This window comes from Salinihabitans flavidus (assembly GCF_900110425.1).
Classification (GTDB): domain Bacteria; phylum Pseudomonadota; class Alphaproteobacteria; order Rhodobacterales; family Rhodobacteraceae; genus Salinihabitans; species Salinihabitans flavidus.
The window spans coordinates 14,725-40,197 of sequence record NZ_FODS01000012.1 but is presented as its reverse complement, the minus strand read 5'-3'; the positions used below and the strand labels follow the sequence as shown (position 1 = coordinate 40,197).

Annotated in this window: 25 protein-coding genes; 14 read left to right on the top strand and 11 right to left on the bottom strand. The window is 64.2% G+C overall.

Annotated elements, in window-relative coordinates; all coding sequences use genetic code 11:
- Nucleotides 1–3 precede the first annotated feature (3 nt).
- Nucleotides 4–2,370 (top strand): peptidoglycan -binding protein, encoded by a 2,367-nt coding sequence (locus BMW66_RS10935; protein ID WP_093118391.1) that lies wholly within the window; start codon nt 4–6, stop codon nt 2,368–2,370.
- 240 nt (nt 2,371–2,610) lie between these two features.
- Here BMW66_RS10935 and BMW66_RS10930 read toward each other — a convergent pair whose 3' ends face one another.
- From BMW66_RS10930 to gloB, 4 genes are all read right to left on the bottom strand, one after another.
- Complete coding sequence (locus tag BMW66_RS10930) at nt 2,611–2,865, bottom strand: GlsB/YeaQ/YmgE family stress response membrane protein (protein WP_093118389.1); 255 nt, start codon at nt 2,863–2,865, stop codon at nt 2,611–2,613.
- A gap of 283 nt (nt 2,866–3,148) precedes the next feature.
- Nucleotides 3,149–4,114 carry a M23 family metallopeptidase gene (locus tag BMW66_RS10925; RefSeq protein WP_093118387.1) on the bottom strand — a complete coding sequence of 322 codons (966 nt, stop codon included), beginning with the start codon at nt 4,112–4,114 and terminating at the stop codon, nt 3,149–3,151.
- Complete coding sequence (gene clpA, locus BMW66_RS10920; RefSeq protein ID WP_093118385.1) at nt 4,114–6,435, bottom strand: ATP-dependent Clp protease ATP-binding subunit ClpA; 2,322 nt, start codon at nt 6,433–6,435, stop codon at nt 4,114–4,116. Before clpA ends, BMW66_RS10925 begins: the two co-directional genes overlap by 1 nt.
- Before the next feature lie 175 nt (nt 6,436–6,610).
- Nucleotides 6,611–7,378, bottom strand: a complete 768-nt coding sequence (gene gloB / locus BMW66_RS10915) for a hydroxyacylglutathione hydrolase (protein WP_093118383.1) — start codon at nt 7,376–7,378, stop codon at nt 6,611–6,613.
- A gap of 150 nt (nt 7,379–7,528) precedes the next feature.
- Between gloB and BMW66_RS10910 the strand changes: the two genes are divergently transcribed.
- The 6 genes from BMW66_RS10910 to BMW66_RS10885 all read left to right on the top strand — a co-directional run bounded on the left by BMW66_RS10910 (nt 7,529) and on the right by BMW66_RS10885 (nt 13,441).
- Complete coding sequence (locus BMW66_RS10910) at nt 7,529–8,269, top strand: class I SAM-dependent methyltransferase (RefSeq protein WP_093118508.1); 741 nt, start codon at nt 7,529–7,531, stop codon at nt 8,267–8,269.
- A 299-nt stretch (nt 8,270–8,568) separates the two neighbouring features.
- Complete coding sequence (locus BMW66_RS10905) at nt 8,569–9,129, top strand: F0F1 ATP synthase subunit delta (protein WP_093118506.1); 561 nt, start codon at nt 8,569–8,571, stop codon at nt 9,127–9,129.
- Complete coding sequence (gene atpA, locus BMW66_RS10900; RefSeq protein WP_093118381.1) at nt 9,130–10,668, top strand: F0F1 ATP synthase subunit alpha; 1,539 nt, start codon at nt 9,130–9,132, stop codon at nt 10,666–10,668.
- Between the two features lie 12 nt (nt 10,669–10,680).
- A complete protein-coding gene (locus BMW66_RS10895; protein ID WP_093118379.1) occupies nt 10,681–11,553 on the top strand; it encodes a F0F1 ATP synthase subunit gamma in 873 nt (290 codons plus the stop codon).
- Between the two features lie 18 nt (nt 11,554–11,571).
- Nucleotides 11,572–12,996, top strand: coding sequence for a F0F1 ATP synthase subunit beta (gene atpD, locus BMW66_RS10890; RefSeq protein WP_093118377.1), 1,425 nt, complete (start codon nt 11,572–11,574; stop codon nt 12,994–12,996).
- A gap of 49 nt (nt 12,997–13,045) precedes the next feature.
- Complete coding sequence (locus tag BMW66_RS10885) at nt 13,046–13,441, top strand: F0F1 ATP synthase subunit epsilon (protein ID WP_093118375.1); 396 nt, start codon at nt 13,046–13,048, stop codon at nt 13,439–13,441.
- A gap of 59 nt (nt 13,442–13,500) precedes the next feature.
- Here the strand turns inward: BMW66_RS10885 and BMW66_RS10880 are convergent, their stop codons facing one another.
- On the bottom strand, nt 13,501–14,478 hold the full coding sequence (locus tag BMW66_RS10880) for a calcium/sodium antiporter (protein ID WP_093118373.1): 978 nt from the start codon (nt 14,476–14,478) through the stop codon (nt 13,501–13,503).
- A 321-nt stretch (nt 14,479–14,799) separates the two neighbouring features.
- On the opposite strand from BMW66_RS10880, the gene BMW66_RS10875 reads away from it, so the two are divergent.
- On the top strand, nt 14,800–15,150 hold the full coding sequence (locus tag BMW66_RS10875) for an H-type lectin domain-containing protein (protein WP_093118371.1): 351 nt from the start codon (nt 14,800–14,802) through the stop codon (nt 15,148–15,150).
- A 3-nt stretch (nt 15,151–15,153) separates the two neighbouring features.
- Here BMW66_RS10875 and BMW66_RS10870 read toward each other — a convergent pair whose 3' ends face one another.
- Nucleotides 15,154–16,170, bottom strand: a complete 1,017-nt coding sequence (locus BMW66_RS10870; protein ID WP_093118369.1) for a ribose-phosphate pyrophosphokinase — start codon at nt 16,168–16,170, stop codon at nt 15,154–15,156.
- Nucleotides 16,171–16,275: 105 nt separating this feature from the next.
- Here BMW66_RS10870 and BMW66_RS10865 point away from each other — a divergent pair, with 105 nt between their 5' ends.
- Nucleotides 16,276–16,875 (top strand): 2-hydroxychromene-2-carboxylate isomerase, encoded by a 600-nt coding sequence (locus BMW66_RS10865; RefSeq protein WP_093118367.1) that lies wholly within the window; start codon nt 16,276–16,278, stop codon nt 16,873–16,875.
- Between the two features lies 1 nt (nt 16,876).
- Entirely contained in the window at nt 16,877–17,668 is a 792-nt protein-coding gene (locus BMW66_RS10860; RefSeq protein ID WP_093118365.1) for an alpha/beta fold hydrolase, read from the top strand.
- A gap of 38 nt (nt 17,669–17,706) precedes the next feature.
- Here BMW66_RS10860 and BMW66_RS10855 read toward each other — a convergent pair whose 3' ends face one another.
- The 5 genes from BMW66_RS10855 to BMW66_RS10835 all read right to left on the bottom strand — a co-directional run bounded on the left by BMW66_RS10855 (nt 17,707) and on the right by BMW66_RS10835 (nt 21,884).
- Nucleotides 17,707–18,753, bottom strand: a complete 1,047-nt coding sequence (locus BMW66_RS10855; RefSeq protein WP_093118363.1) for a threonine aldolase family protein — start codon at nt 18,751–18,753, stop codon at nt 17,707–17,709.
- Nucleotides 18,753–19,226 (bottom strand): YcgN family cysteine cluster protein, encoded by a 474-nt coding sequence (locus tag BMW66_RS10850; RefSeq protein ID WP_093118361.1) that lies wholly within the window; start codon nt 19,224–19,226, stop codon nt 18,753–18,755. The genes BMW66_RS10855 and BMW66_RS10850 overlap by 1 nt, the downstream gene beginning before the upstream one ends.
- Nucleotides 19,223–20,155: a bifunctional riboflavin kinase/FAD synthetase gene (locus BMW66_RS10845; protein ID WP_093118359.1), complete on the bottom strand. Its 933-nt coding sequence runs from the start codon at nt 20,153–20,155 to the stop codon at nt 19,223–19,225. The genes BMW66_RS10850 and BMW66_RS10845 overlap by 4 nt, the downstream gene beginning before the upstream one ends.
- Before the next feature lie 300 nt (nt 20,156–20,455).
- The gene (locus tag BMW66_RS10840) at nt 20,456–20,899 is read right to left on the bottom strand and encodes a MaoC family dehydratase (protein WP_093118357.1); all 444 of its coding nucleotides are present in this window, start codon (nt 20,897–20,899) and stop codon (nt 20,456–20,458) included.
- A gap of 109 nt (nt 20,900–21,008) precedes the next feature.
- Nucleotides 21,009–21,884, bottom strand: coding sequence for an HAD family hydrolase (locus tag BMW66_RS10835; protein ID WP_093118355.1), 876 nt, complete (start codon nt 21,882–21,884; stop codon nt 21,009–21,011).
- A gap of 357 nt (nt 21,885–22,241) precedes the next feature.
- On the opposite strand from BMW66_RS10835, the gene BMW66_RS10830 reads away from it, so the two are divergent.
- The 4 genes from BMW66_RS10830 (at nt 22,242) to BMW66_RS10815 (ending at nt 25,438) form a co-directional block, all read left to right on the top strand.
- A complete protein-coding gene (locus tag BMW66_RS10830; RefSeq protein WP_093118353.1) occupies nt 22,242–22,766 on the top strand; it encodes an SRPBCC family protein in 525 nt (174 codons plus the stop codon).
- 102 nt (nt 22,767–22,868) lie between these two features.
- Nucleotides 22,869–23,798 carry an ABC transporter ATP-binding protein gene (locus BMW66_RS10825; RefSeq protein WP_093118351.1) on the top strand — a complete coding sequence of 310 codons (930 nt, stop codon included), beginning with the start codon at nt 22,869–22,871 and terminating at the stop codon, nt 23,796–23,798.
- On the top strand, nt 23,795–24,556 hold the full coding sequence (locus tag BMW66_RS10820) for an ABC transporter permease (protein ID WP_093118349.1): 762 nt from the start codon (nt 23,795–23,797) through the stop codon (nt 24,554–24,556). The genes BMW66_RS10825 and BMW66_RS10820 overlap by 4 nt, the downstream gene beginning before the upstream one ends.
- An 84-nt stretch (nt 24,557–24,640) precedes the next feature.
- Nucleotides 24,641–25,438, top strand: coding sequence for a S49 family peptidase (locus BMW66_RS10815; RefSeq protein WP_093118347.1), 798 nt, complete (start codon nt 24,641–24,643; stop codon nt 25,436–25,438).
- Nucleotides 25,439–25,473 lie beyond the last annotated feature (35 nt).

Genomic DNA, 25,473 nt, shown 5'->3' with positions numbered 1-25,473 from the left:
GTCATGGCCCTGTCGCGGCGCACTGGCCAACGGTTTCAGGCCTCGATCTGGCCGGGATTCGTGGATGCGATGACCGGGCTTTTGCTTGTGCTGATGTTCGTGCTGACCATCTTCATGCTGGTGCAGTTCGTGCTGAGCGAAACCGTTTCGGGGCAGGAAAGCGAACTTGATGCGCTGTCCGCCGAAGTGTTGGCTCTGTCCTCGGCGCTTGGCCTTGAACGCCAGAGAACCTCTGATTTGCGCGAGGAACTGGGCAGCTTGCGCAGCACGCTGTCGGAGACCGAGCAGGAGGTGGAGGAGCAAGCCGCGCTGATCTCTGCGCTCAGCGCGGAGCGCGAGCAACAGGATGCTGCCCTCGCCGATGCACAGTCCCGGATCGCCAGCTTCGAAGAGCAGGTCGCCTCGCTCATGGCGCAGCGCGATGAGGCGCGCGGCACCGTGGCCGAGCTTGAGAGCGAGCGGGAGGAGTTGGTGTCCGAGCAGGAGGCGCTCAACCTCGCGCTGGCGCAGGCCCGCGACGAGATCGACGCGCAATCGGAGGCCGCGCGGCTGGCCGCCGCCCGCCGCGAGGCGCTGGAGGCGCTGATCGCCGACCTGCGCGCCCGCAATGTCGAGGCGCGGGAGGAGATCGCGACGGGCCGGGAGGCGCGCGAGACCCTGAGCGCGCGGGTGGAGGATCTTCAAGAGCAGCTCAGCGAGGAGGAGGCCCTCAAGCTGGCCGAAGCCGCTGCCGCGGAGGCGTTGCGGGAGCGGTTGCAGAACGCCGATGCGGAGCTGACGGCGATGACCCTCGCGCTTGAAGAGCAGCGCCGCAAGGCCGAGGAAACGCTGACCATGCTGGCCGCCGCGCAGGAGGCGCGCGACGATCTGAGCCGCCGTCTTGCCGCCGCGCTCACCGACAGCGAAGAGCTTGAAACCGATCTGAACGCGGCGCTTGCCGCGCTGGAGGACAGCCGCGAGGCCCGCGAGCGCACCGAGGAGGAGCTTGCCGCGGTGCTTCTCGATCTGGAGCAGAGCGAGGCCGAACGGCAACGCACCGCCACCGAGCTTGCCGAAACGCTTCTGGCGCTTGAAACGGAGCGCACGCAGTCGCAGGAGACGCAATCCGCGCTTGAGCAGACGCAGGAGAGTGAGGCCGAGCTTCGCGCCCGGCTGGATGCGGCCTTGGCCGAGAAACTACAGGCCGAGAACGAGAGCGCGGCGCTTGAGAGCGAGCGCGCCGACCTTGAGGAAGAGTTGCGTCAGGCGCTGGCCGAGCGTCTGGCCGCGCGGCGCCGGGCCGAGGCGGCGGAGAGCGAAAGCGCCGAACTGTCGAGCGAACGCGCCGATCTGAATGAAGAATTGCAGCAGGCGCTGGCGGCCCGACTTGCCGCAGAGCGCCGGGCGGAGGCGGCCGAATCCGAAGCGGAAACCCTTGCGCAGGACAAGGCCGCGCTGGAGGATGAACTGGCCGCCGCGCTGGCCGCACGCCTTGCCGCGCAGGAGCAGTTGAGCGACCGCGAGGAAATCGAGCGCCAGCTGGCCGAGGCGTTGGCCGAAAAACGCGCCGCCGAGCGCCAGGCCGAGGAGGCGATGACCGAGGCGGAGCAGCGCGAGGCGCTTCTGTCCACGGCCAATGCGGCGCTTGAGAGCCAGAAGGCGCAATCGGCGGATGCGCAGCGCCGGGTCGCCGCACTCAATCAGCAGGTGGCCGCGTTGCGCCGCCAGCTTTCGCAGTTGCAGGCCATTCTGGATGACAGCCGCGCGCGGGACGAAGCGGCGCAGGTCCGGCTGGAAAGCATGGGGGCCGACCTCAACGCGGCGCTGGCCCGTGCCGCCGCGGAGGAACGCAAGCGCCGCGAGCTTGAGGAAGCCGAGCGTCGCAGGCTTGAGGAAGAGGCGCGGCGCCTGGCTTCGGAGGCCGAACGGTTGGAACGCTATCGCTCTGAATTCTTTGGAAGAATGCGCGAGATTCTGGGCGATCAGGAAGGCGTGCGCATCGTCGGCGACCGCTTTGTCTTCTCGTCCGAAGTGCTTTTCCCGCCGGGGCAGGCGGAATTGTCCGATGCGGGACGTGCCGAGATCGCGAAGGTGGCGCGCATCCTGCGGGCCGTCATCGATGAAATTCCCTCGGAGATCGACTGGATCATCCGGGTGGACGGGCATACCGACGATGTGCCGCTGCTGGAAAGCGCCCGGTTCGAGGATAACTGGGAATTGAGTCAGGCGCGGGCGCTGTCGGTCGTGCGTCTGATGGTGGATGAACTGGGTATTCCGCCCGGCCGGCTGTCGGCCAACGGGTTCGGGGAATATCAGCCGGTCGATCCCGCCGACACACCCGAGGCGCGGGCCCGCAACCGGCGGATCGAGTTGAAGCTGACCGAACGCTAGGCGCGCGGCGCGGGCCGGGTTACCCAAGGCTTGACGCGGCGCGCGCAGAGCGGTGGAGGATCGTGCGAATCAAAGGTTAACCCTCTGATTTCGATGCGAAAACCTGTTTCGGTATTATGTCGGTATCACGTCGGTATCGCGTCGGTGACGTTTCCGATAAATGTGACTACGCCCGCCGTGTGAACACAGCGGGCGTTGCATTTGAGGTATTCGGTCGGTCATGACCGTTCGGGGCCGGGATCAGGCCCGCTTGATCAGCCGTATCAGGAACAGCAGTATCACCGCGCCGATCGTGGCATGGATGATCGCCCCTATGATGCCGGAGCCGATGCTCAGGCCCAGTTGCGGCAGAATGAACCCGGCAAGGAACGCGCCCACGATCCCGACCACGATGTTGCCAAGAAGGCCAAAGCCGAAGCCTTTCACGATCAGACCAGCGAGCCAGCCGGCCACTGCCCCGACAACCAATATTACAATCAGACTTTCAAGTGCCATTTTGGGTCTTTCCCCTCCTGAATAGAATTTACTGTCAACTCGGCCACTGGCTGGCCCAAACCGCGCATCGCATGCGACTCCTGTCCTGTGAAGCGAGAGGTCATTGCCAAGGACCCTCGGCGTTTGCTCCCCCTCGTGGTCGCACCGATACCCGTTTACCCTAACATCTTATTTTATCGCATATCTTCGGCAGTATTGATAGCGTCATCACTCGCTGTGCCGAGCATGCAGCACGTGAGGCCAATTCTGTGATATCGCCGCATCGGGATGACAGAACGCCGTTCTATGGGAGTGTGAACTTCGCCTCTGCCCGGTCCAGCACCGTGCCCTCGCGTTTGAGGGTGACGGTTCCGGTATACGTGCCCGAAGGCAGGGTTTGATGCAGACGGGTGCCGGCGGCGCGGAAATACTGCGCCTGCGTCTTGTCGAGTGTCAGGCCGTGATCGAAGATCCGCTCGCGCGGCCCGTCGATGACGAGCGTCATCTCATCGCCCGCGCGGCTGCCGAAGCCGAAGCCGAAGAGAACCAGCGCGGGGGCATCGGCGCGGATCTTTTCCGTTCCCGCAGCGCCGGATTTGACATCCTCATACTCCGGGACCGCCGTGGCGAAGCCTGCGCGGATCAGTCCGCCGGGGACATACTCAATCGGCTCCTGCCATAGGCTGCTGTCCGTGGTCGTGCCGCATTGGGTGGGCGTCGCGGCGGTGAACGGGTCAACAACCTCTCCGTCGCGGCGCAGGCTCAGGTGCAAGTGGGGAAATTCCGTTCGGCCCGAAAGCCCGACCTCCCCCAGTGTATCACCGGCCTCCACCTGCGCGCCGCGGCGCACGGTCAGGCTCTCGCGTTTCATGTGACAGTACTGGGTTTCCCATCCGTCCTCATGCGCGATCACCACGCCATTGCCGCAATCGCGCCCTTCGATCTGCGGCGCGGTTTCGGGGGAATAGCCAGTGTCGGCCATACCGTCGCGCAGCGCTGTGACCGTGCCCGGCGCGGCAGCCAGAACGCGCACGCCGGCTTCCATCGCGCGGAGCGAGGGCAGGGCGAAGTCGGTGCCATTGTGCCCGTCATAGCTGAGCGGGCCGCAGGTGTAATCGGCGTAGCCGGGGCCCGCGTCGTGATCGACAAGGTTCTGGATATGGCAATCGGCGCCCGGATCGCAGTCGATCGGCAGGGCGAGCACGGGAGTGTCGGCCGCCGCTGGGGCGGCGACCGACAGGAGGCACAGCAGCGCCAGCGCGGCGCGCATCACTCTGCCGTCAGCAGCGGCGGCTTGTTGCCCGACAGGCGCAGCTTGTCGGGGCCTTCCAGCTTGAGCTGAAGCTCGCCATCCTTGACGGTGACCTTGACGATGCCACCCTTGGTCAGCTTGCCGAACAGAAGTTCCTCGGCCAGCGGCTTCTTGATGTTCTCCTGGATGACCCGCCCGAGCGGGCGTGCCCCCATGGTTTCATCGTAGCCCCGTTCAGCCAGCCATTCCGCGGCGGGTTTGGTCAGCTCGATGGTGACATTGCGATCCATGAGCTGCGCCTCAAGCTGAAGCACGAACTTCTCCACCACCTGCATGATGACCTCTTTCGGCAGCGGCGCGAAGGAGATCACAGCATCGAGCCGGTTGCGGAATTCCGGCGTGAAGGTGCGTTCGATGGCGGCGGTATCCTCGCCCTCGCGGCGGTCGCGCCCAAAGCCGATGGCGGCCTTGGCCAGTTCCGTCGCCCCGGCGTTGGAGGTCATGATCAGGATGACATTCCGGAAATCCACCTGCCGGCCGTTGTGGTCGGTCAGCATGCCGTGATCCATCACCTGCAACAGGATGTTGAAGACATCGGGGTGCGCCTTTTCGATCTCGTCGAGCAGAAGCACGCAATGCGGGTGCTGATCGACGCCGTCGGTCAGCAGGCCACCCTGATCGAATCCGACATAGCCCGGCGGCGCGCCGATCAGGCGGGAGACGGCGTGTTTCTCCATGTATTCGGACATGTCGAAGCGCAGAAGCTCCACCCCGAGCGAATCGGCGAGCTGCTTGGCCACCTCCGTCTTGCCGACGCCGGTCGGCCCGGCGAAGAGGTAGTTGCCGATGGGTTTCTCCGGCTCGCGCAGTCCGGCGCGTGACAGCTTGATCGCGCTCGACAGCGCCTCGATCGCCGTGTCCTGACCGAAGACGACGCGCTTGAGCGTCTTTTCCAGATCCTTGAGCACCTCGGCGTCGTCCTTGCTGACGTTCTTGGGCGGAATCCGCGCCATCTTGGCGACCACGGCCTCGATCTCCTTGGTGCCGATGGACTTGCGCCGCTTGGAGGCGGCGACAAGATGCTGCGCGGCCCCGGCCTCGTCGATAACATCGATTGCCTTGTCGGGCAGCTTGCGGTCATTGATGTAGCGCGAGGACAGCTCCACCGCCGTCTTGATCGCGTCGGCGGTGTATTTCACGCTGTGGTGCTGTTCGAAATACTCCTTGAGACCCTTCAGGATCTTGATGGTGTCGGCCACCGTGGGTTCGGTCACGTCGATTTTCTGGAACCGGCGGGACAGCGCGCGATCCTTCTCGAAGTGCTGGCGGAATTCCTTGTAGGTGGTCGAGCCCATGCAGCGCAGTTTGCCGCCCTGAAGCGCGGGTTTGAGCAGGTTGGAGGCGTCCATCGCCCCGCCCGATGTCGCGCCGGCGCCGATCACGGTGTGGATCTCGTCGATGAAGAGCACCGCGTCGGGATGGTCCTCAAGCTCCGTCATCACGGCCTTGAGCCGTTCCTCGAAATCGCCGCGATAACGGGTGCCGGCCAGAAGCGCGCCCATGTCGAGCGAGAAAATCGTGGTCTTGGACAGAACCTCGGGCGTCTGGCCCTTGACGATCTTGCGGGCCAGCCCCTCGGCGATGGCGGTCTTGCCCACGCCGGGATCGCCCACCAGAAGCGGGTTGTTCTTGCGGCGGCGGCACAGCACCTGAATGCAGCGTTCCACCTCGGACTCGCGGCCGATAAGCGGGTCGACATCGCCGGCCCGCGACTTGGCGTTCAGATCCACGCAGTACTTGGCCAGCGCGCTTTCCTTTTTCTCGCCCTCGACGGTGGCGCCCGCGTCCTGTTCGGCCTCGGTCGCGCCGGAAATGGGGCGGCTTTCGCCAAAGGCGGGATCTTTGGCCACGCCATGGGCGATGTAATTCACCGCGTCATAACGCGTCATGTCCTGTTCCTGAAGGAAATAGGCGGCGTTGGATTCACGCTCGGCGAAGATCGCCACAAGGACATTGGCGCCGGTGACTTCGGTGCGGCCCGACGATTGCACATGGATCGCGGCGCGCTGAATCACGCGCTGGAAGGCGGCGGTGGGCACCGCCTCGGAGCCCTCGATGTCGGTGACCAGATTGCTCAGGTCGTCATTGATGAATTCCATCAGCGTGCCGCGCAGGTCGTCCACGTCCACGCTGCACGCCTGCATCACGCGCAGCGCGTCGGGCTCGTCCAGCAGGGCGAGCAGAAGATGTTCCAAGGTGGCGAATTCGTGGCGGTGCGCATTGGCCTGCGCAAGGGCCGCGTGAATTGCCTGTTCTAGCGTTGTCGAGAATGAAGGCACTGCTCGTGCTCCTTCTGATCTGGGTTGCGGGGGAGGCGAGACCCCGACACAACCATGGCCTCTGTGTGTTAAAGTTTGGTCGATCTGCGCCCATCTTCAAGGACTTTCTTGAAAAATAGGCTCAGATTTGACCGCAACCGGGATCAACAGGCCGTGTGCCGGGCGCCGCGATCAATCAGAAGTTGTCTTTACGGCGCCGCACCTCCGCGAAGACCTGTGCCGGGTCGGCGCCCTCCATCCCTATGGTTCGCTGAATCGCCGAGTCGTGACCCCGCAGGAAGGGGTTGGTGGCCAGTTCCTCGGACAGGGTGGAGGGCACGGTCGGCCGGTTCGCATCCCGCGCGGCCTGCACCTTCTCGACACGCTCTTTCAGGGCCGGGTTCTCGGGGTCCACGGTCAGCGCGAACCGCCCGTTGTTGAGCGTGTACTCATGGCCCGAACAGATCACCGTCTCGGGCGGCAGCGCGGCCAGTTTGGACAGGCTGTCCCACATCATCTCGGGTGTGCCCTCGAACACCCGTCCGCAGCCGAGCGCCATCAGGCTGTCGGCGGTGAAGGCGGCGCCGGTTTGGGGGAAATAGAAGGCGATATGCCCCACCGTGTGCCCCGAGACATCCAACACCTGCGCCGTCTCGCCGCCGATGGTGATGGTGTCGCCCTCCGACAGTTCCACGTCCAGAGGTGGCAGGCGGGCGCGGTCGGCCCGGGCGCCGACCACCTTGGCCGGATGCTCCGCCAGTAGCTCGGAGAGACCCTCGACGTGGTCGCCGTGGTGGTGGGTGAGCAGCACATGCGAGAGCGTCCAGCCCCGCTCTTTCAGGGCGGCGCTGATCGGGGCGGCCTCGGGCACATCGACCACGGCGGTCTCTCCGCTGGCCGCATCGTGAATCAGGAAGGCATAGTTGTCGGTCCGGCAGGGCAGGGTCACGATTTCAAGCGGCATGGCAGGCTCCTTTGCGATGCGGGGTCGGCGGCGCGCGGTTCGCCCCGCGCGCCGGTTCCCCATAGTTTGGCACGCAAGCGATCCATGGTTCAATCGTCGGAAAAATTGGTTATGCTGAAACAGGTTGGGGCGAGCGACTGGGCCGGTGCCATGCATCTTGACGTAAAGGATCTGCGAAACTTCTATTATCGCAGCGCGCTCGGCCGCGCGGCGCAGAAGGCGGTGCGCGATCAGCTTCTTTTGTTGTGGCCCGACACGGCGGGGCAGACGGTCGCGGGTTTCGGCTTCGCGGTGCCGCTCCTGCGGCCCTATCTGGCGGATTCGCGCCGCCTGGTCGGCCTGATGCCCGCGCCGCAGGGGGTGATGGCATGGCCGGCGGGACTGCCGAATGTGTCGGTGCTTTGCGAGGAGACCGCCTGGCCGATCGAGACTGGCCATATCGACCGCCTCGTGGTGATGCACGGGCTGGAGACCAGCGAACGGCCGAGCGACCTGCTGGTGGAGGCGTATCGCGCGCTCGGACCGGGGGGGCGGGCGATCTTCGTGGTGCCGCACCGCTCGGGCCTGTGGTCGCGCAGTGACCGGACACCCTTCGGCTATGGCCGTCCCTATTCCACCGGCCAGCTTGAAACCCAGCTCCGGGCGCATGGCTTCAGCCCCGAACGCCACCGCACGACACTGTATCAGCCGCCGTCGAACAAGCGGTTCTGGCGCAAGACCGGCGCGATGTGGGAAGGGTTGGGAAACATCGTCTCGCCGGTGCTGGCGGGCGGGGTTCTGATGGTCGAGGCGTCCAAGCGCGTCCACGCGCCAAACGGGCCAAGGCTGCGCGAGACGGTGCGCCGGCCGCTTGGCGTTCTGTCCCCCAAACCCGAACAGGCGCCGACCTAAGGCCCCGCTGAAAAGGTCCGCTGCGGACCTTTGCGATGAAGGAATCGCACGAACGCGGCATTCGGGGCGCAGAAAATGTCGCCCCCGGGACAGCCAAAGGGTCGCACCTTGCGCAAACCCTTGAAAACAAGGGGCTTGGGGCAATCACGTATTATTTCGAACAATGTTGCTAGCTCCGCAAGCCTCTGCTACACCCACGCCGGATTTGACTGCTTCGCGGAAGCGTTGACATGAAACGCCCCCGGAAGGTGTGTGCCGCTGCGCATCTGAAACCGGGGCCAGATATCGGAAGGGTGGACGTGTCCGAACCAGCTTCGATTTCCTCTGGTATAGCCGAACGCTATGCCATGGCGATCTTCGAGATTGCCCAAGAGAACAAGAGCCTCGACAAACTGGAAGCCGGCGTCGATGACCTGAGCGCCGCCCTGAGCGAGAGCGAGGATCTGCGCGACCTGCTCCATTCGCCGATCTACCGCCGCGACGATCAGCGCGCCGCGATCCTCGCCGTGGCCAAGAAGATGGGGCTGGATGCTGTTCTGATCAACGCTCTTGGCCTGATGGCCGAGAAACGCCGTCTCTTCGTGCTGCCGCAGCTTGTCACGCGCCTGCGTGCGCTGATTGCCGAGCACAAGGGCGAAGTGACCGCAGACGTGGTATCGGCCAAGGCGCTGACCAAGACGCAGACCGAGAAGCTTGCCAAGACCCTCAAGGAGCGAATCGGCAAGGATATCAAGATCAATGCGACCGTTGATGATGCTCTCATCGGCGGTCTTGTCGTTAAAGTGGGCTCGAAGATGATCGACACCTCGATCCGCTCCAGGCTCGACTCCCTCCAGAATGCAATGAAAGAGGTCGGATAAATGGGTATCCAAGCAGCCGAAATCTCTGCGATCCTTAAGGACCAGATCAAGAACTTCGGGCAGGACGCCGAAGTTGCAGAAGTGGGCCGCGTGCTCTCCGTCGGGGACGGTATTGCGCGTGTGCATGGCCTCGACAGTGTGCAGGCTGGCGAGATGGTCGAATTTCCGGGCGGCATCATGGGGATGGCGCTCAACCTTGAGGCCGACAACGTCGGCGTGGTGATCTTCGGCTCCGACCGGGACATCAAGGAAGGCGATGTCGTCAAGCGCACCAACTCCATCGTGGACGTGCCAGCGGGCGACGCGCTTCTGGGCCGTGTCGTGGACGGTCTGGGCAATCCGATTGATGGCAAGGGCCCCATCGAAACCGATACCCGCCTTGTCGCCGATGTGAAGGCGCCGGGCATCATCCCGCGTAAATCGGTGCATGAACCGATGGCCACCGGCCTGAAATCGGTGGACGCGATGATCCCGATCGGCCGCGGCCAGCGCGAGTTGATCATTGGCGACCGTCAGACCGGCAAGACCGCCGTGGCGATGGACACCATCCTCAACCAGAAGGTCTACAACGACGCCGCAGGCGACGATGAGGGCAAGAAGCTCTATTGCGTCTATGTCGCCATCGGACAGAAGCGGTCCACCGTGGCGCAGCTTGTCAAGAAGCTCGAGGAAACCGGCGCGATCGAATACTCCATCGTCGTGGCCGCCACCGCGTCGGACCCCGCGCCGATGCAGTATCTCGCGCCCTATACCGCCACCGCGATGGCCGAGTTCTTCCGCGACAACGGCCGCCACGCGCTCATCGTTTATGATGACCTGTCCAAACAGGCCGTGGCCTATCGCCAGATGTCGCTTCTGCTGCGCCGCCCGCCGGGCCGCGAAGCCTATCCGGGCGACGTGTTCTATCTCCACTCCCGCCTGCTGGAGCGGTCGGCCAAGCTCAACGAGGACAACGGATCGGGTTCGCTCACCGCGCTGCCGATCATCGAAACGCAGGGCGGCGACGTGTCGGCCTTCATTCCGACCAACGTGATCTCGATCACCGACGGGCAGATCTTCCTTGAAACCGAATTGTTCTATCAGGGTATCCGCCCGGCCGTGAACACCGGCCTGTCGGTGTCTCGTGTGGGCTCTTCGGCGCAGACCAACGCGATGAAGTCGGTCGCCGGTCCGGTGAAACTGGAACTGGCGCAGTATCGTGAAATGGCCGCCTTTGCGCAGTTCGGCTCTGATCTCGACGCCTCCACGCAGCAATTGCTGAACCGGGGCGCGCGCCTGACCGAACTGATGAAGCAGCCGCAGTATTCGCCGCTGACCAACTCGGAAATCGTCTGTGTCATCTTCGCCGGCACCAACGGCTACCTCGACAAGATTTCGGTCGGTGATGTGGGCCGTTTCGAGCAGGGCTTGCTCAAGCACCTGCGCAGCAAGCACAAGGATCTGCTCGACTGGATCACCACCGAGGACCCGAAGATCAAGGGTGATGCCGAGGACAAACTGAAGGCTGCAATCGACGAATATGCCGCCGATTTCGCGTAAGGGGGTCAGACAATGCCGAGTCTGAAGGACCTTAAAACAAGGATCGGGAGTGTCAAAAGCACTCGCAAGATCACCAAGGCCATGCAAATGGTTGCCGCGGCGAAACTTCGCCGCGCGCAGGAGGCCGCCGAGATGGCGCGACCCTATACCGAACGGTTCAACGCCGTTCTGTCGGGGCTGGCGGCATCGGTCGGGGGCTCCGACACAGCGCCGAAGCTGCTTGCCGGAACGGGAAGCGATCAGGTCCACCTTCTGGTGGTGATGACCGCCGAACGCGGGCTGTGCGGCGGGTTCAATGGAAATATCGCCAAGCTGGCCCGCAGCCACGCCAACGACCTGAAGGCCAAGGGCAAGACCGTGAAGATCCTGACCGTGGGCAAGAAGGGCCGCGAACAGCTCAAGCGTGACCTTGGCGAGCATTTCGTGGGCCATGTCGATCTGAGCGATGTCAAGCGCGTCGGATATGAGAACGCGCAGGAGATCGCGGGCAATCTATTGGGGCGTTTCGACGACGAGGAATTCGACGTCGCGACGATTTTCTACAGTCGCTTCGAGTCGGTGATCAGTCAGATTCCAACCGCGCAGCAGATCATCCCGGCGACCTACGACGAAGACGCCGACAGCGCCGACATGCTCTATGATTACGAACCCAGCGAAGAGGAGATCCTCGCCGATCTTCTGCCGCGTGGCGTCGCCACGCAGATCTACGCGGCCCTGCTGGAGAACGCGGCCAGCGAACAGGGCGCACGCATGTCCGCGATGGACAACGCCACCCGCAACGCTGGCGAGATGATCGACAGGCTGACGATCGAATACAACCGCACCCGTCAGGCCGTGATCACCAATGAGCTGATTGAAATCATATCGGGCGCCGAGGCGCTTTAAGAACACCGGAGACGAAACATGGCAAACGCAATAGGCAAAATCACTCAGGTGATCGGCGCTGTCGTTGACGTGCAGTTCGATGATGACCTGCCGGCGATCCTGAACGCCCTGACCACCGACAACAACGGCAGACGGCTTGTCCTTGAGGTGGCGCAGCACCTTGGCGAGAACACCGTGCGCACCATCGCGATGGACGCGACAGAGGGTCTCGTGCGTGGGCAGGACGTGACAGACACCGGAGAGCCGATCATGGTTCCCGTTGGCAATGCCACTCTGGGCCGCATTCTCAATGTGATCGGTGAGCCGGTTGACGAGCAGGGCCCGATCGAGGCCGACGAAAAACGCGCCATCCACCAGCCCGCGCCCGACTTCTCGGAGCAATCCACCGAGTCGGAAATCCTCGTGACCGGCATCAAGGTCGTTGATCTGCTGGCCCCTTACGCGAAGGGCGGCAAGATCGGCCTGTTCGGCGGCGCCGGTGTGGGCAAGACGGTTCTAATCCAGGAGCTGATCAACAACATTGCCAAGGTGCACTCGGGCCTTTCGGTCTTTGCCGGTGTCGGCGAACGGACCCGCGAGGGCAACGATCTTTACCACGAGATGATCGAATCCGGCGTTCTGACCCCCGACAACCTGTCCGATTCCAAGATCGCGCTGGTTTACGGCCAGATGAACGAGCCTCCGGGGGCGCGTGCCCGCGTGGCGCTGACCGGCCTGACACTGGCCGAGCAGTTCCGCGACTCCACCGGCGCCGACGTTCTGTTCTTCGTCGACAACATCTTCCGCTTCACGCAGGCGGGCTCCGAGATGTCGGCGCTTCTGGGCCGCATCCCCTCTGCCGTGGGCTATCAGCCGACGCTGGCCACCGACATGGGCGCCATGCAGGAGAGGATCACCTCGACCAAGAACGGCTCGATCACCTCGATCCAGGCCGTGTATGTGCCTGCGGACGACCTGACCGACCCCGCGCCGGCCACCACCTTCGCGCACCTCGACGCGACCACCGTGCTTAACCGGGCGATTTCCGAGCTGGGCATTTACCCGGCCGTGGACCCGCTCGACTCCACCTCGCGCCTGATGGACCCGCTGATCGTCGGGGAAGAGCACTACAACGTGGCCCGCGACGTGCAGGGGATCCTGCAACGCTACAAGTCGCTTCAGGATATCATCGCCATTCTCGGCATGGACGAGCTGAGCGAAGAGGACAAGCTGACCGTGTCCCGTGCCCGGAAGATCCAGCGTTTCCTGTCGCAGCCCTTCGACGTGGCCAAGGTGTTCACCGGGTCCGACGGCATTCAGGTGCCGATCGAAGAGACGATCCGCTCGTTCAAGGCGGTCGTGGCGGGGGAATACGATCACCTTCCCGAAGGGGCCTTCTACATGGTCGGCGGCATCGACGACGTGGTCGCCAAGGCCGAGAAAATGGCCGCGGACGCGGCCTGAGCATGGCTGTGCCCCCGGTTCACCGGGGGCGCCCTAACAGGAGCCCCAAATGGCAGACACGATGCAATTCGACCTGGTAAGCCCCGAACGGAGCCTCGCCAGCATGCAGGTCACCGCGGTGCAGATCCCCGGGGCCGATGGCGACCTGACCGCCATGCCGGGCCACAGCCCGGTGCTGACCACATTGCGCCCCGGCGTGGTGAAGGTGCAGTCCCCCGAGGGGGAGCGGGATTATATTGTCACCCGAGGCTTCGCGGAAATCTCCGCCGACTCGATCTCGGTGATCGCGGAGAACGCGCATATCGGCTCTGAGGTTCGCAAATCCGATCTTGAGGATGTTCTGGCCTCCGCCCGCAGCACCGCCGCCGAGGCCGTGGGCGAGGAGAAGGACGCCGCCGAGAAATTCGTGGCCGATCTGGTGGAACTCATGGACCGGATGGACTGACCCCGCCGATTCCGTTCAATCCGAAAAGGCCTCGCCCCCGTCGGCGGGGCCTTTTCGATTCAGGGCCAGATCACGAAGACATAGGCGCAATACCCCGCGAGCAGCGCCACCCCTTCCCATCGCGCGATCCTCAGCCCGGTGGCCGCGAATATCACCAGAAGCAGGGTCACGCCGACCATCAGCAGGTTGTCGAACCTCACGATGGCATCAGGCACCCGGGTGGGCGCGATAAGGGCCGTCGTGCCGCCAATGCCGAGGATGTTGTAGATGTTGGAGCCCACGATATTGCCGAAGGCCACATCGCTCTGACGCTTCACGGCGGCGACCACCGATGTGACCAGCTCGGGCATCGAGGTGCCGATGGCAACGATGGTCAGGCCGATCACCGTTTCTGGAATGCCGAAGATCTGCGCGATGCCGACGGCCCCTTTCACGAGGAAAGACCCGCCCAGAATGACAAGAACCAAGCCCCCCACCGCCAGTAGAACCGGCAGGAGAAGGCCCCTTGCGGGCTGGCGTCCCGGCGTGACGCCGGGGTCAGTCGCTTCAAGCGCCGCCCCCTTGTCATAGACGGCACCATGGTCGGAAGAGGTGCGCTCCTGCCGGAGTGCAAGATAGATGTAGCAGGCCAGCGCAAGGACAAAGACCGCCCCGAGCATGCGGCCCATCGGCATCACGAAGGCCACCGCAGCAAAGACAGTGGCGACCGCCAGCATCACCATCGCATCGCGCCGCAGGGCCGATGAGGCGATTGCGATGGGAAAGAGGATCGACGAGACCCCGACAATGAGCAGGATGTTGGCGATGTTGGAGCCGACAATATTGCCATAGGCGATCCCCGCGGACCCGGCCAGCGCCGCCTGAACAGAGGTGACAAGCTCGGGCATGGACGTGCCGAACCCCACGAGCGTGAGGCCGATGACAAGCGGCGAGACGCCAAGGCGCTCGGCCACCTGCACCGCGCCGCGAACCAGAAGATCCCCACCCAGGATCAACAATACCAAGCCCCCCAGAAGGGGCAGCCACAGGTCCGGCATGGGTCTGTTCCTTTGCGCGCAATGCTGCGAGATGACTATGACGCGGCCCCGCCGCAGTCGTATCTGCGAACGTGGCGTGTACGGCGCCCTATTTCAATCCTGCGGCTGAGAAAAAGGGCAGGGACGCTGCCGCAGTTTGCCGTTGCCGCAGAACGTCGCTGGGGGCATAGTTCGGCGGTCCACCGCATCGAATGGACAGGATGGACGAGACCTTCCAATCGCGCTAGGGTTGATCGGCTCCGCCTGTTTCGTCGGGGCCGTGTTTGGGGTATCGCTCAGTTTCTGTTCAATAAACCGGCCCGACGACGAGAGGGGGCGCGCATGAAGAAACTGCAAAGTCACCTGATCGGCGTGGAACGCGGCGATGTCGCGCTGTTTTCCGATTTCGACAGCGACGGCGAGATGTGGACGGGCACCGGCCCGCGCGAGCGGCGCAAGAAGTTGCGCTTTTCAGAACCGTTCCGCGACGTGCCGAGTGTGCATGTCACCCTGTCGCTCTGGGACATGGACAGCGGCGCCAATATCCGCGCGGAGGTCACGTCGGAAAAGGTGACGAAACACGGCTTCGATCTGGTGTTCCGCACATGGGCGGACACGCGGGTGGCCCGTGTGCGCATGTCCTGGATGGCAATCGGTGAGTTGCCGGGTGAGGATGACTGGGAACTTTACTGACCCCTACGCCTTGAGCAGACCCTCATACCCCGGCTCAAGCGTTTCGGTCTCGAACAGCGACGACACGCTCGTGCCGTTCCAGATGTTCAGGATCGCCTGCGCGAAGAGCGGCGCGGTGGGCAGAACCCGGATGTTGGGGGTCGCCTTGACCGCCTCTGTCGGCTCGATGGAATCGGTGATGACGAGCGATTTCATCACCGATTGGCCGATCCGGTCCACCGCCGGGCCCGACAGGACGCCGTGCGAGATGTAGGCGTGAACCTCGGTCGCGCCGTATTCCATGAGCAGATCGGCCGCCTTGCATAGCGTGCCTGCCGTATCGCAAATGTCATCGACGATAATGCATTTCTTGCCCTCGACATTGCCGATCACCGTCATGTCGGCCACTTCGCCCGGCTTCTCGCGGCGCTTGTCCACGATCGACAGCGGGGCGTTGATCCGCTTGGCCAGTTCGCGCGCGCGAGCCACGCCGCCCACATCGGGCGAGACCACCATGATGTCATCGCTCGCGCCCTCGAACTGCGTCAGGACATCCAGCGCGAAGATCGGCGAGGCATAGAGGTTGTCCACCGGAATATCGAAAAACCCCTGAATCTGCGCCGCGTGCAGGTCAAGCGTCAGAACCCGCTCGATCCCCGCTTCGACAATCATGTTCGCCACCAGCTTGGCGGAGATCGGCGTGCGCGCCTTGGACCGGCGGTCCTGCCGGGCATAGCCGAAATAGGGAATCACCGCCGTGATGCGCTTGGCCGAGGACCGGCGCAACGCGTCCGACATGATCAGAAGCTCCATAAGGTTGTCGTTGGCCGGGTTTGACGTGGGCTGAATGATGAACATGTCCTCGCCGCGCACGTTCTCATAGACCTCGACGAACACCTCCTGATCGTTGAAACGCTCCACCCGTGCATCGACGAGGCCCACGTGGATGCCGCGATGCATGGACATGCGGCGGGCGATGGCCTGAGCCAACGGTCGGTTGGCGGTGCCGGTGATGAGTTTCGGTTCCAGAATGGTGGGCATTTCAGGGGTTCCCGCTTTGACGACAATGACAGATTCGTGACGTTGCACCCCGCTTAGCATGCGCCTACCCTCAGGCAAACCTATGCGAGAGGAGAGGCTGACCGAATGGCGCATATAGATTATTTTTTCTCCACCATCTCCCCCTACACCTATCTCGCCGGGCGTCAGCTTGAGGAGATCGCCGCGCGCCACGGCGCGACGATCACCTACAAGCCGCTCGACATCATTTCGCTTTTCGCCCGCACGGGCGGCACCCCGCCCGCCGAACGCCATCCGGTGCGGCAGGATTACCGCGCGCAGGATCTGCCGCGCCGGGCGCGGATTCTCAACATGCCGCTCAATCTCAAGCCCGCGCATTTCCCGACCAATGCGGCGCCGTCCTCCTATGCGCTGATTTCGGCGCAGGCGGAGGGCGGCGGCGATGTGGGGGCGTTGGCCCATGCCTTCACCCGCGCTGTCTGGGCCGAGGAGAAGGACATCGCCGACGATACGGTGATCCACGCGTGCCTGAGCGGCGCGGGCTTCGATCCCGCACTGGCCGATCGCGGGCTTCTGGCCGGCGCGGAGGCCTATATCGCCAACCTTGAAGAGGCGGTGGAAAAGGGGGCCTTCGGCTCTCCCTTCTACATCACCGACGACGGGCAGAAGTTCTGGGGGCAGGACCGGCTTGCCGATCTTGACTGGTATCTGTCGGGGGCCGCCTGACATGGGCGACGGCATTTTCGAGGCCAGCTTCGGCTCCGGCCCCCGGCAAGCGCTGGCGCTGCACTGCTCGCTGGCCCATTCCGGCGCATGGCGCGGCGTGGCGGAGTGTCTGGGCGACGAGATGACGCTGCGTTGTATCGACCTTCCGGGGCACGGGCGCAGCGCGCCGTGCCCGCCCGAAGAGTTCCCGGACCGCGCCTATGCCGCCGCGCTCGCGCGGCTTGACGGGCCGGTGGATCTGATCGGGCACAGTTTCGGCGCGGTGCTGGCACTGCGGCTGGCGCTGGAGCGGCCCGACCGCGTGCGCAGCCTGCTGTTGTTCGAGCCGGTCCTGATGGCCGCCGCCGCCGATGATCCCGATCTCCTGGCAACGAATGGCGCGCTCATGGAAGAGGTGGCGCGCCATGCGCGGGCGGGCGATCCGGAGATGGGGGCGCGGCTGTTCATGCGGGTCTGGGGCGATGGCACGCCCTGGGACACTCTGCCCGAGGAACTGACGGGGCGTTTTACCGGCGGCATGGGCTATGTCCTCGCCGCGCAGGCGGTGCTGAGCGACGACATATGGTCGCTGCTGGTGCCCGGCCGGCTTGAGGGGTTGCGCCTGCCCGCGCTGATGGCCGACGGGGAAATGTCCCCCGGGCTGATGCCCGAAGTGATGGACCGGCTGGCCGCGCGTATCCCCTGCGCGCGGCGCGAAACGCTGCCGGGGGCCGGGCACATGGGGCCGATCACCCACGCCGCCGAATTCGCCGCCGCGATCCGCCGCACATTGGCACCGGCGGAGGCGGGTTAGTGTGCAGCCCCTGAGATGAGGCGCCCGCCCGCCGGACCTCAGCCACGCAGCACATCCAGAAAGCGGTCGATCTCCGCGTGAGAGATCGACCAGTCGCACACCAGCCGCGCCGTCAGGGGCGCGTCGGGGTCGTCGCCGTCCAGATCGCCATCCCAGATGTTATACTGCGCGCCCGCCTCATGCAGCCTGCGATGCAGGGCACGCGCAAAGGTGCAGAAGATGATGTTCGCCTGCGGCTCGAACGCGATCCCGACCCCGGAGATATCGCGCAGCCCCTCGGCCAGCCGGGCGCAGTTGGCATTGGCCCGCGCCCCCGACCGGCGCCACAGATCGCCGTCGAGATAACCCATCATCTGCGCCGCGAGATAGCGGTGCTTGGAAAACAGATGCGCCCCGCGCTTGCGCCGCAACTCGAACTCCCACGCATGGGCCGGATCGAAGAGGATCACCGCCTCCACCCCGAGGCAGCCGTTCTTCGTCGCCCCGAAGCTGAGCGCATCGACCCCGCGCTTCCACGTCATCTCCGCCGGGCTGCACCCCAGCGTGGCCAGCGCATTGGCAAAGCGCGCGCCATCCATGTGAAGTGGCAGCCCGTGCGCCTGCGTCACTGCGCCGATCGCCTCTATCTCTGCAAGGCTGTAAACGGTGCCCCGTTCGGTCGCCTGGGTGATCGACACCGGCCCACGCTGCGGCCCGTGCACGCCGCGCGTCTGCTCGGCCGCGATGGCCCGCGACAGCGCCTCGGCGCCGATCCGGTCCTCGCCCTCCACCAGCGTCAGCTTCGCCCCGCCGGAATAGAACTCCGGCGCGTTGCACTCATCCTCCTGGATATGGGCATGGGGGGCGCAGAAGACCGTCTGCCACGGCTGCCCAAGCACCGACAGCGCCAGCGCATTGGCCGCCGTGCCCGTCGCCACGAGGTAGACCGCCGCCCTTGGCGCCTCGAACACCTCGCGCAGCCGCGCCTGCACCGCCGCGGTGAGCGTATCGCCACCATAGGGCGTGGCAAACCCCTCGTTCGCGCGGCCAAGCGCCGCCATCACCTCGGGGTGGGCCGGTCCGGTATTGTCAGAGGCAAAGAACATCACTCGGGCTCCTCAATGATATAGTCATCCCAGTCATCCATGTCGGTCTCGAACTCGGGCACCGTGCGCCCGCGCATCGACACGCCCGCCGCATGCACCGTTTCGGCTGTGCCCGAGATCAGCGGGTGCCAGTCATACAGCGGCCGTCCCTCCCACAGCAGGCGATAGGCGCAGGTGCGCGGCATCCAGTAGGCATGCTCGTCGATATTCTCTGGGGTCAGCACGATGCACTCGGGCACGAACTGGTGGCGGATCTCGTATTGTCCGCAGCGGCAGGTCTCATCGTCGAACAGACGGCACGCCACGCAGGTCAGATCGACCTGCCCGGTGTCTTCATCCTCAAGTTTGTTGAGACAGCATTTCCCGCAGCCGTCGCACAGCGCCTCCCACTCTGCGCGGGACATCTCGCGCAGCGACTTGCGCTCCCAGAACCGGGGGGACAGCCCGTCGCGCCGGATCGGATCGTCGGTCATGAATTGGCCAGTATGGTCCTGCTGCGGTCGCAATCGGCCCCCATTTGCGCGACGAGTCCATCGACGCTTTGGAATGTCATTTCCGGGCGCAGGAACTCCACCAGCCCGACCGACAGCGTGGCCCCATAGAGATCGCCGGAAAAATCGAACAGATAGGTTTCAAGATTGGCGGTATTCTTTCCGAACATGGGCCGCACCCCAAGGCTCGCCGCGCCGCGATAGCTGCCGGCGTGCGGTCCGTCGAGCACATCGGCCAACACCGCGTAAACCCCGAATTTCGGCGGGTGCAGCCCCTCGATCGAGATATTCGCCGTGGGAAAGCCAAGCTCCCGGCCGCGCTTCTCTCCGCCCAGAACGGCGCCCTCGATCCGGTGCCAGTGGCCCAGCATCCGCGCCGCGTCGCGCGGCCGCCCCTCGCTCAGCGCCCTGCGGATGGAGGTGGAGGAGACCTGCGCCTCCGCCCCGCCCAGAAGCGGTGCGACGGTCACGCCGAAGCCGAACGCCTCACCGAACCGGCGCAGATCCTCGGCGGTGCCGGTCCGCCCCTTGCCGAAACAGAAATCCGAGCCCACGACCACATGCGACAGCCCCAGCCCCTCGGCCAGAACCTCGCGCGCGAAATCCTCGGGCGTAAGGGAGGCCATCGCCGCATCGAACGGCAGTTCATACAGCAGATCGACGCCGAGTTTCTCAAGCCGGTGCGCCCGCGCCTTCGGCCCCGTCAGGCGAAAGGGCGGGGCCTCGGGGGCGAAGAATTCGCGCGGGTGCGGCTCGAAGGTGACAATGCCAAGCGGGGCCTCCGGCGCGGCTTTGCGCGCCAGGTCGATGACCGACTGATGCCCGCGATGGACGCCATCGAAATTTCCGATGGCGGCGCTGGCGCCCCGGTCGTCGCCCCTGACTGTCCTGAAATCACGCAAGATCCGCATGGCACCGGGTTAGCCGCCCGCGCGCGGGCATGCAAGCGTATGCGGAGCGCCTGCTTGTGCTGCCGGCGCAAAAAACGCGGTTCGTCTTGCCTCATGTGAGTTTCGGGGCGTGTCCGTGCTCAAACGGTCCCACTTCGCCCGGGTCGCTTGCGGCCCGGACATGGCCCGCCCACCCGTGCGGGCCATGCCACTTCGTCCGCGCGAGGTGATCCCGCTCAGGCGCAATCCTCTTTAAGAAAAAGCCGGCATCCGTGTGCGCGGATGCCGGTCAAGGGGCTCAGGAAGAAACCAGAGGGGAAATCAGTCGAACTTGCGGCTCGGGGCAAGCACCGTGGCCTCGCCGATCACCACTTTCTTGCCGTCCACCGCGCAATGACAATCGAGCGTCACCCGGCGCTTGGAATGGTCGATGCCGGTCACTTTGACCTCGGCGTAAACCATGTCGCCCGGCCGCACGGGGGCGAGGAACTTCAGCGTCTGGCCCATGTAGACGGTGCCATGCCCCGGAAGCTGCTCTCCGATCACGGCGGAGATCAGCCCGGCGGTCAACATCCCGTGCGCGATGCGCCCTTCGAAAATCGTGTCCTGCGCGTAATCGTCGTCAAGATGCACCGGGTTCCGGTCGGTGGAGACCTGCGCGAACATCTCGATATCGGCATCGGTGACCACTTTGCGCAAATGGCGCGACATGCCCATCTCGATATCCTCGATGCAGATCGTTCCGCGCGGCAGGTTGTCCAACATTCGACCCTCCGGGTTGCAATGGGATTGTAATTATCGGGCGTCTTTATGCCCTGTTTCGCAACTTTATTGCTTTGCGAGTGCAGAAAGTCAAGCCCGTCCCCAAGGGCTGTCACCGCAGGTGGCCGATGGCGTAACGCGGGGCGACCTGTTCGGCGTCCAGATAGCCTTGCAAGGCGTCGGGGTTCGGTTGCCCGTCGGTTCCGGTCTCTTTCGCGGCCAGCCCGCCGCTGATGAACAGCGAATCGATATCCTCGCCCATCGCGCCGCGAATGTCGGTCTGCGCGCCATCGCCGATGGCGAGAATATCCTGCGCGGACATGCCGTGGCCAAGCGCGGCAAGCCGACGCCGCGCGAGATCGTAGATTGGCGGATGCGGTTTACCGAAATAAAGGCTTGTCCCCCCCATCTCGTTATACAGCTGCGCCAGCGCCCCGGCACACCATTCGCGGCGCGTGCCCCGGTCCACGACGATATCGGGATTGGCGCAGAGCAGCTTCAGCCCCTTCTGCTTGGCATAGAGGAAATCGGAACGGTTCACCGCCGGGTCGGCCATCGGATCGAACGGACCGCAGCAGACGATCCCCTCGGCCTCGGGCAAGGGCACGCGGGTGATCTCGACCGGCTCGTCGACAAGGGCGAGCGGCTCGAAGAAATCGGCGTCCCGCTCCCATTCGCCCATGAACCAGACCTTCTGGCCCACCGCCCCCTGAAACATCGCGGCGCGCGCGCTGTCGCCCGACGACGCGATGGTGTCATAGGCATCGTCCGGCACGCCGAACTGACCGAGCTGATCGGCCACCCCCGCGCGCGGTTTGGGCGAATTGGTCAGAAGCACCACGACCCCGCCGCCCGCGCGATACTCCTGCAAGGCCGTGACCGCGTCGGGATAGGCGGTCACGCCATCGTGCACGCAGCCCCACAGATCGACGAAAAGCGCGCCGTAGCGGTTGGAAATCTCGGACAGGGCGGTGATGATCCGGGTCATGGTCGCGGCCTTTCGCATTGGGGATCGACTGGCCGCAGATATGCCAAAGCCCGCGCGCCGGGGCCAGCGAAAAGCCCGCCGTCCGCGCGTTGCATGGCCAAGGCCCGCAACGCGCGCCCCGTGAACGATGCGGAATTTGCCGCGATGTCGGGCCACGATACCGACGCGATACCGACGTTATACCGACGTGATACCGAAACGGGTTTTTCTGTGATTTCAGGGCGTTAACGTGTGATTCGGCGGAGTTCCCCCAATGCCGTGATTTTCGCCTCTCCGGGCGCCGCCGCTCCTGCTCCCTATTGCAGGCGATCGCCGGTCTGACTACGCTATGCGCTCAGCACAGCGAGGGAGACGCCAATGCAGATGAGTGATGAACGTGAAATCGCCGCCCCCCGGTCCGAGGTCTGGGCGGCGCTTCTGAGCGCCGAGGCGCTTCAGGCCGCCGTTCCGGGCGCGAAAGAGGTCACGGGCTCTCCCGAAGAGGGGTTCGAAGCGACCGTGGTGCAGAAGGTCGGCCCGGTGAAGGCCACCTTCAAGGGGCAGGTCACCCTGACGGACATGGTCGAGGGCGAGAGCCTGATCCTGACCGGCGAGGGCAAGGGCGGCGCGGCCGGTTTTGCCAAGGGTGAGGCCAACGTGCGCCTGTCGGACAGCGAGAACGGCACGCTTCTGAGTTACGATGTGGAGGCGAAGGTGGGCGGCAAGCTGGCCCAGCTTGGCAGCCGGATCATTGACGGCTTCGCCAAGAAGATGGCCGATCAGTTCTTCAGCAACCTGCAATCGGCCCTTGAAGGCCCGGCCGAGGAGGCGGAGGAAGAGGACACCCCTGATGATGCGGAGGGCAAGAAATCCGGCTGGCTTGGCCGTCTCAGGGGCAGCTAGGCGGGTGCATCGGCGCACATTGCGGTCTGCCAAATCGCACCTGTGCGCGGGGTTCCACTCTGCTAGTTTCTTTCCCGCAAGAAGACAGGCGCGAGGCGACAGATGACAGCCATTGTCGAGATCCGTGGGCTGCGGAAAACATACGATGACGGGTTCGAGGCCCTCAAGGGCATTGACCTGTCGATCGAGCAGGGCGAGATTCTGGCGCTGCTCGGTCCGAATGGTGCGGGTAAAACAACCCTGATTTCAAGCATTTGCGGCATCACCGTGCCCACCGGAGGAACGGTGAGCGTCGGCGGGCATGACGTGGTCCGCGATTATCGTGGCGCACGGGCGATGATCGGTCTTGTGCCGCAGGAGATTACGCTCGAACCGTTCGAAAAGGTGATCAGAACGGTACGCTTCTCGCGCGGGCTGTTCGGCAAGGCGCCCGACGAGGCCCACGTGGAAAAGGTGCTGCGCACGCTGTCTCTCTGGGACAAGCGCAATGCGCGTGTCATCGAACTTTCGGGTGGAATGAAGCGCCGGGTGCTGATCGCCAAGGCGCTGAGCCATGAGCCGCGGGTGCTCTTCCTCGATGAGCCGACGGCCGGCGTCGACGTGGAGTTGCGCAAGGACATGTGGGCCACGGTGGCCGATCTCAAGGCGGCGGGTGTGACCATCATCCTGACCACGCATTACATCGAGGAGGCCGAGGCCATCGCCGACCGGATCGGCGTGATCAACGACGGGCAGCTTCTGCTGGTGGAGGAGAAGGCGGCGCTGATGCAAAGGCTTGGCCGGAAAGACCTTCGGATCGAATTGCAGCATCCGATCGACGCGGTGCCCGAGATGCTGTCGCACTATGGGCTGGTGCTGGAGGACGGGGGCATGGCGCTCACCTACACCTATGACACGCAGGGCGAGCGCACGGGCATTACCCAGCTTCTGAGCGATCTGTCGGGTGCAGGGCTGGTCCTGCGCGACATCCAGACCCGCCAGAGCAGCCTTGAGGAAATCTTCGTCGGGCTGGTGAAGGAGGGCACGGCATGAACTGGACGGCAATTCTGGCGATCTACAAGTTCGAGATGTCGCGCTTTTTCCGCACGCTGCTTCAGAGCTTCATCTCGCCGGTGATCTCTACCTCGCTTTATTTCGTGGTGTTCGGCGCCGCTATCGGCAGCCGTATCGATCAGGTGGAAGGCGTGAGCTACGGCGCCTTCATCGTGCCGGGGCTGATCATGCTCGCGGTCATGACGCAGAGCATTACAAACGCCAGTTTCGGCATCTATTTCCCGAAATTCATCGGCACCATCTACGAAGTGCTTTCGGCCCCTATCAGTTTTCTTGAGGTGGTGATGGGCTACGTCGGCGCGGCGGCGACCAAGGCGCTTTTCATCGGGGCGGTGATCCTGTTCACCTCGTCGCTTTTCGTCGAGCTGGAGATCCAGCACCCGATTGCGATGGTCGGGTTCATGGTGCTGACCTGCCTGAGCTTCGCGCTTCTGGGGTTCATCATCGGGATCTGGGCGAAGAATTTCGAGCAGCTTCAGCTGGTGCCGCTGCTGATCGTCACGCCGCTGGTCTTTCTGGGCGGTTCATTCTATTCGATTTCCATGCTGCCGCCGGTGTGGCAGACGATTACGCTGTTCAATCCCGTGGTGTATCTGATTTCCGGTTTTCGCTGGGCTTTCTTCGGGATGGCGGATGTGCCGATCGGGCTGTCGCTTCTGGCAATCGGCGGTTTCACGGCGCTTTGCCTCGTGGTGATCTGGTGGATTTTCAAGACCGGCTGGCGTATCCGAAGCTGAAGGCTGCGCCCCGCGTGCGATAACGCCGGGGAATGTGCGCGAGCGGGCTTGTTTGTTACCGATGCGCATTCTACATCCCAAGGTATGAAACGCTGGATACCGTTTGTGAAATCGCCGCACGTGGTGGCTGTGCTGCGCCTCTCTGGGATGATTGCCGCAGCGCCGCGCGGACAACTCAGCGATCAGGTGCTTGCGCCGCTTCTGGAAAAGGCATTCAAACGCGGCAAGCCCGCGGCTGTCGCGCTTGAGATCAATTCTCCCGGCGGTTCTCCGGTGCAAAGCGCGCTGATCGGGGCGCGAATCCGGCGGCTGGCTGAGGAAAATGAGATTCCGGTCTACGCTTTTGTTGAGGACGTCGCCGCATCCGGGGGATACTGGCTCGCGGCCGCGGCCGATGAGATCTATGCCGATGACAACTCTATCGTGGGGTCCATCGGGGTCATCTCCGCCGGGTTCGGGGCCGACGTATTTCTCACGCGCCACGGGTTTGAGCGCCGGGTGCATACAGCGGGCAAGTCGAAATCCCTTCTCGATCCGTTCCGTCCGGAAAAGCCCGAGGATGTGGCTCGGCTGCGGCATCTGCTCGACCAGATACACGGCAACTTCATCTCTCATGTGGAAGAGAGGCGGGGCGGTAAACTCGACAAGGAAACAGACCTGTTTACCGGCGATGTGTGGATCGGAAAAGAAGCGCAGGACAAGGGGCTGATCGATGGGATCGGCCATATCGCCCCGGTTCTGAAGGACAAATTCGGTGACGATGTGAAATTCCGCCGCTACGGCATCCGCCGCCCGTTCTGGCAACGGTTCGGGGTGCAATTCGCGCAGGACGCTCTTGCCGGAGTCGAGGAACGTGCGCAGTTCGCACGCTTCGGGCTCTGAGGTGATTGTCAAGATTGTCATCCTCTTCCTTGTCG

Coding starts and splice junctions, on each gene's coding strand:
- BMW66_RS10825 (WP_093118351.1), top strand. CDS start 22,869: ATGACAGCCATTGTCGAGATCCGTGGGCTGCGGAAAACATACGATGAC.
- BMW66_RS10830 (WP_093118353.1), top strand. CDS start 22,242: ATGCAGATGAGTGATGAACGTGAAATCGCCGCCCCCCGGTCCGAGGTC.
- BMW66_RS10855 (WP_093118363.1), bottom strand. CDS start 18,753: ATGTTCTTTGCCTCTGACAATACCGGACCGGCCCACCCCGAGGTGATG.
- atpA (WP_093118381.1), top strand. CDS start 9,130: ATGGGTATCCAAGCAGCCGAAATCTCTGCGATCCTTAAGGACCAGATC.
- BMW66_RS10815 (WP_093118347.1), top strand. CDS start 24,641: ATGAAACGCTGGATACCGTTTGTGAAATCGCCGCACGTGGTGGCTGTG.
- BMW66_RS10910 (WP_093118508.1), top strand. CDS start 7,529: ATGCATCTTGACGTAAAGGATCTGCGAAACTTCTATTATCGCAGCGCG.
- atpD (WP_093118377.1), top strand. CDS start 11,572: ATGGCAAACGCAATAGGCAAAATCACTCAGGTGATCGGCGCTGTCGTT.
- BMW66_RS10870 (WP_093118369.1), bottom strand. CDS start 16,170: ATGCCCACCATTCTGGAACCGAAACTCATCACCGGCACCGCCAACCGA.
- BMW66_RS10895 (WP_093118379.1), top strand. CDS start 10,681: ATGCCGAGTCTGAAGGACCTTAAAACAAGGATCGGGAGTGTCAAAAGC.
- gloB (WP_093118383.1), bottom strand. CDS start 7,378: ATGCCGCTTGAAATCGTGACCCTGCCCTGCCGGACCGACAACTATGCC.
- BMW66_RS10850 (WP_093118361.1), bottom strand. CDS start 19,226: ATGACCGACGATCCGATCCGGCGCGACGGGCTGTCCCCCCGGTTCTGG.
- BMW66_RS10845 (WP_093118359.1), bottom strand. CDS start 20,155: ATGCGGATCTTGCGTGATTTCAGGACAGTCAGGGGCGACGACCGGGGC.
- BMW66_RS10875 (WP_093118371.1), top strand. CDS start 14,800: ATGAAGAAACTGCAAAGTCACCTGATCGGCGTGGAACGCGGCGATGTC.
- BMW66_RS10835 (WP_093118355.1), bottom strand. CDS start 21,884: ATGACCCGGATCATCACCGCCCTGTCCGAGATTTCCAACCGCTACGGC.
- BMW66_RS10865 (WP_093118367.1), top strand. CDS start 16,276: ATGGCGCATATAGATTATTTTTTCTCCACCATCTCCCCCTACACCTAT.
- BMW66_RS10860 (WP_093118365.1), top strand. CDS start 16,877: ATGGGCGACGGCATTTTCGAGGCCAGCTTCGGCTCCGGCCCCCGGCAA.
- BMW66_RS10885 (WP_093118375.1), top strand. CDS start 13,046: ATGGCAGACACGATGCAATTCGACCTGGTAAGCCCCGAACGGAGCCTC.
- BMW66_RS10880 (WP_093118373.1), bottom strand. CDS start 14,478: ATGCCGGACCTGTGGCTGCCCCTTCTGGGGGGCTTGGTATTGTTGATC.
- BMW66_RS10930 (WP_093118389.1), bottom strand. CDS start 2,865: ATGGCACTTGAAAGTCTGATTGTAATATTGGTTGTCGGGGCAGTGGCC.
- BMW66_RS10820 (WP_093118349.1), top strand. CDS start 23,795: ATGAACTGGACGGCAATTCTGGCGATCTACAAGTTCGAGATGTCGCGC.
- BMW66_RS10840 (WP_093118357.1), bottom strand. CDS start 20,899: ATGTTGGACAACCTGCCGCGCGGAACGATCTGCATCGAGGATATCGAG.
- BMW66_RS10925 (WP_093118387.1), bottom strand. CDS start 4,114: ATGCGCGCCGCGCTGGCGCTGCTGTGCCTCCTGTCGGTCGCCGCCCCA.
- BMW66_RS10935 (WP_093118391.1), top strand. CDS start 4: ATGGCCCTGTCGCGGCGCACTGGCCAACGGTTTCAGGCCTCGATCTGG.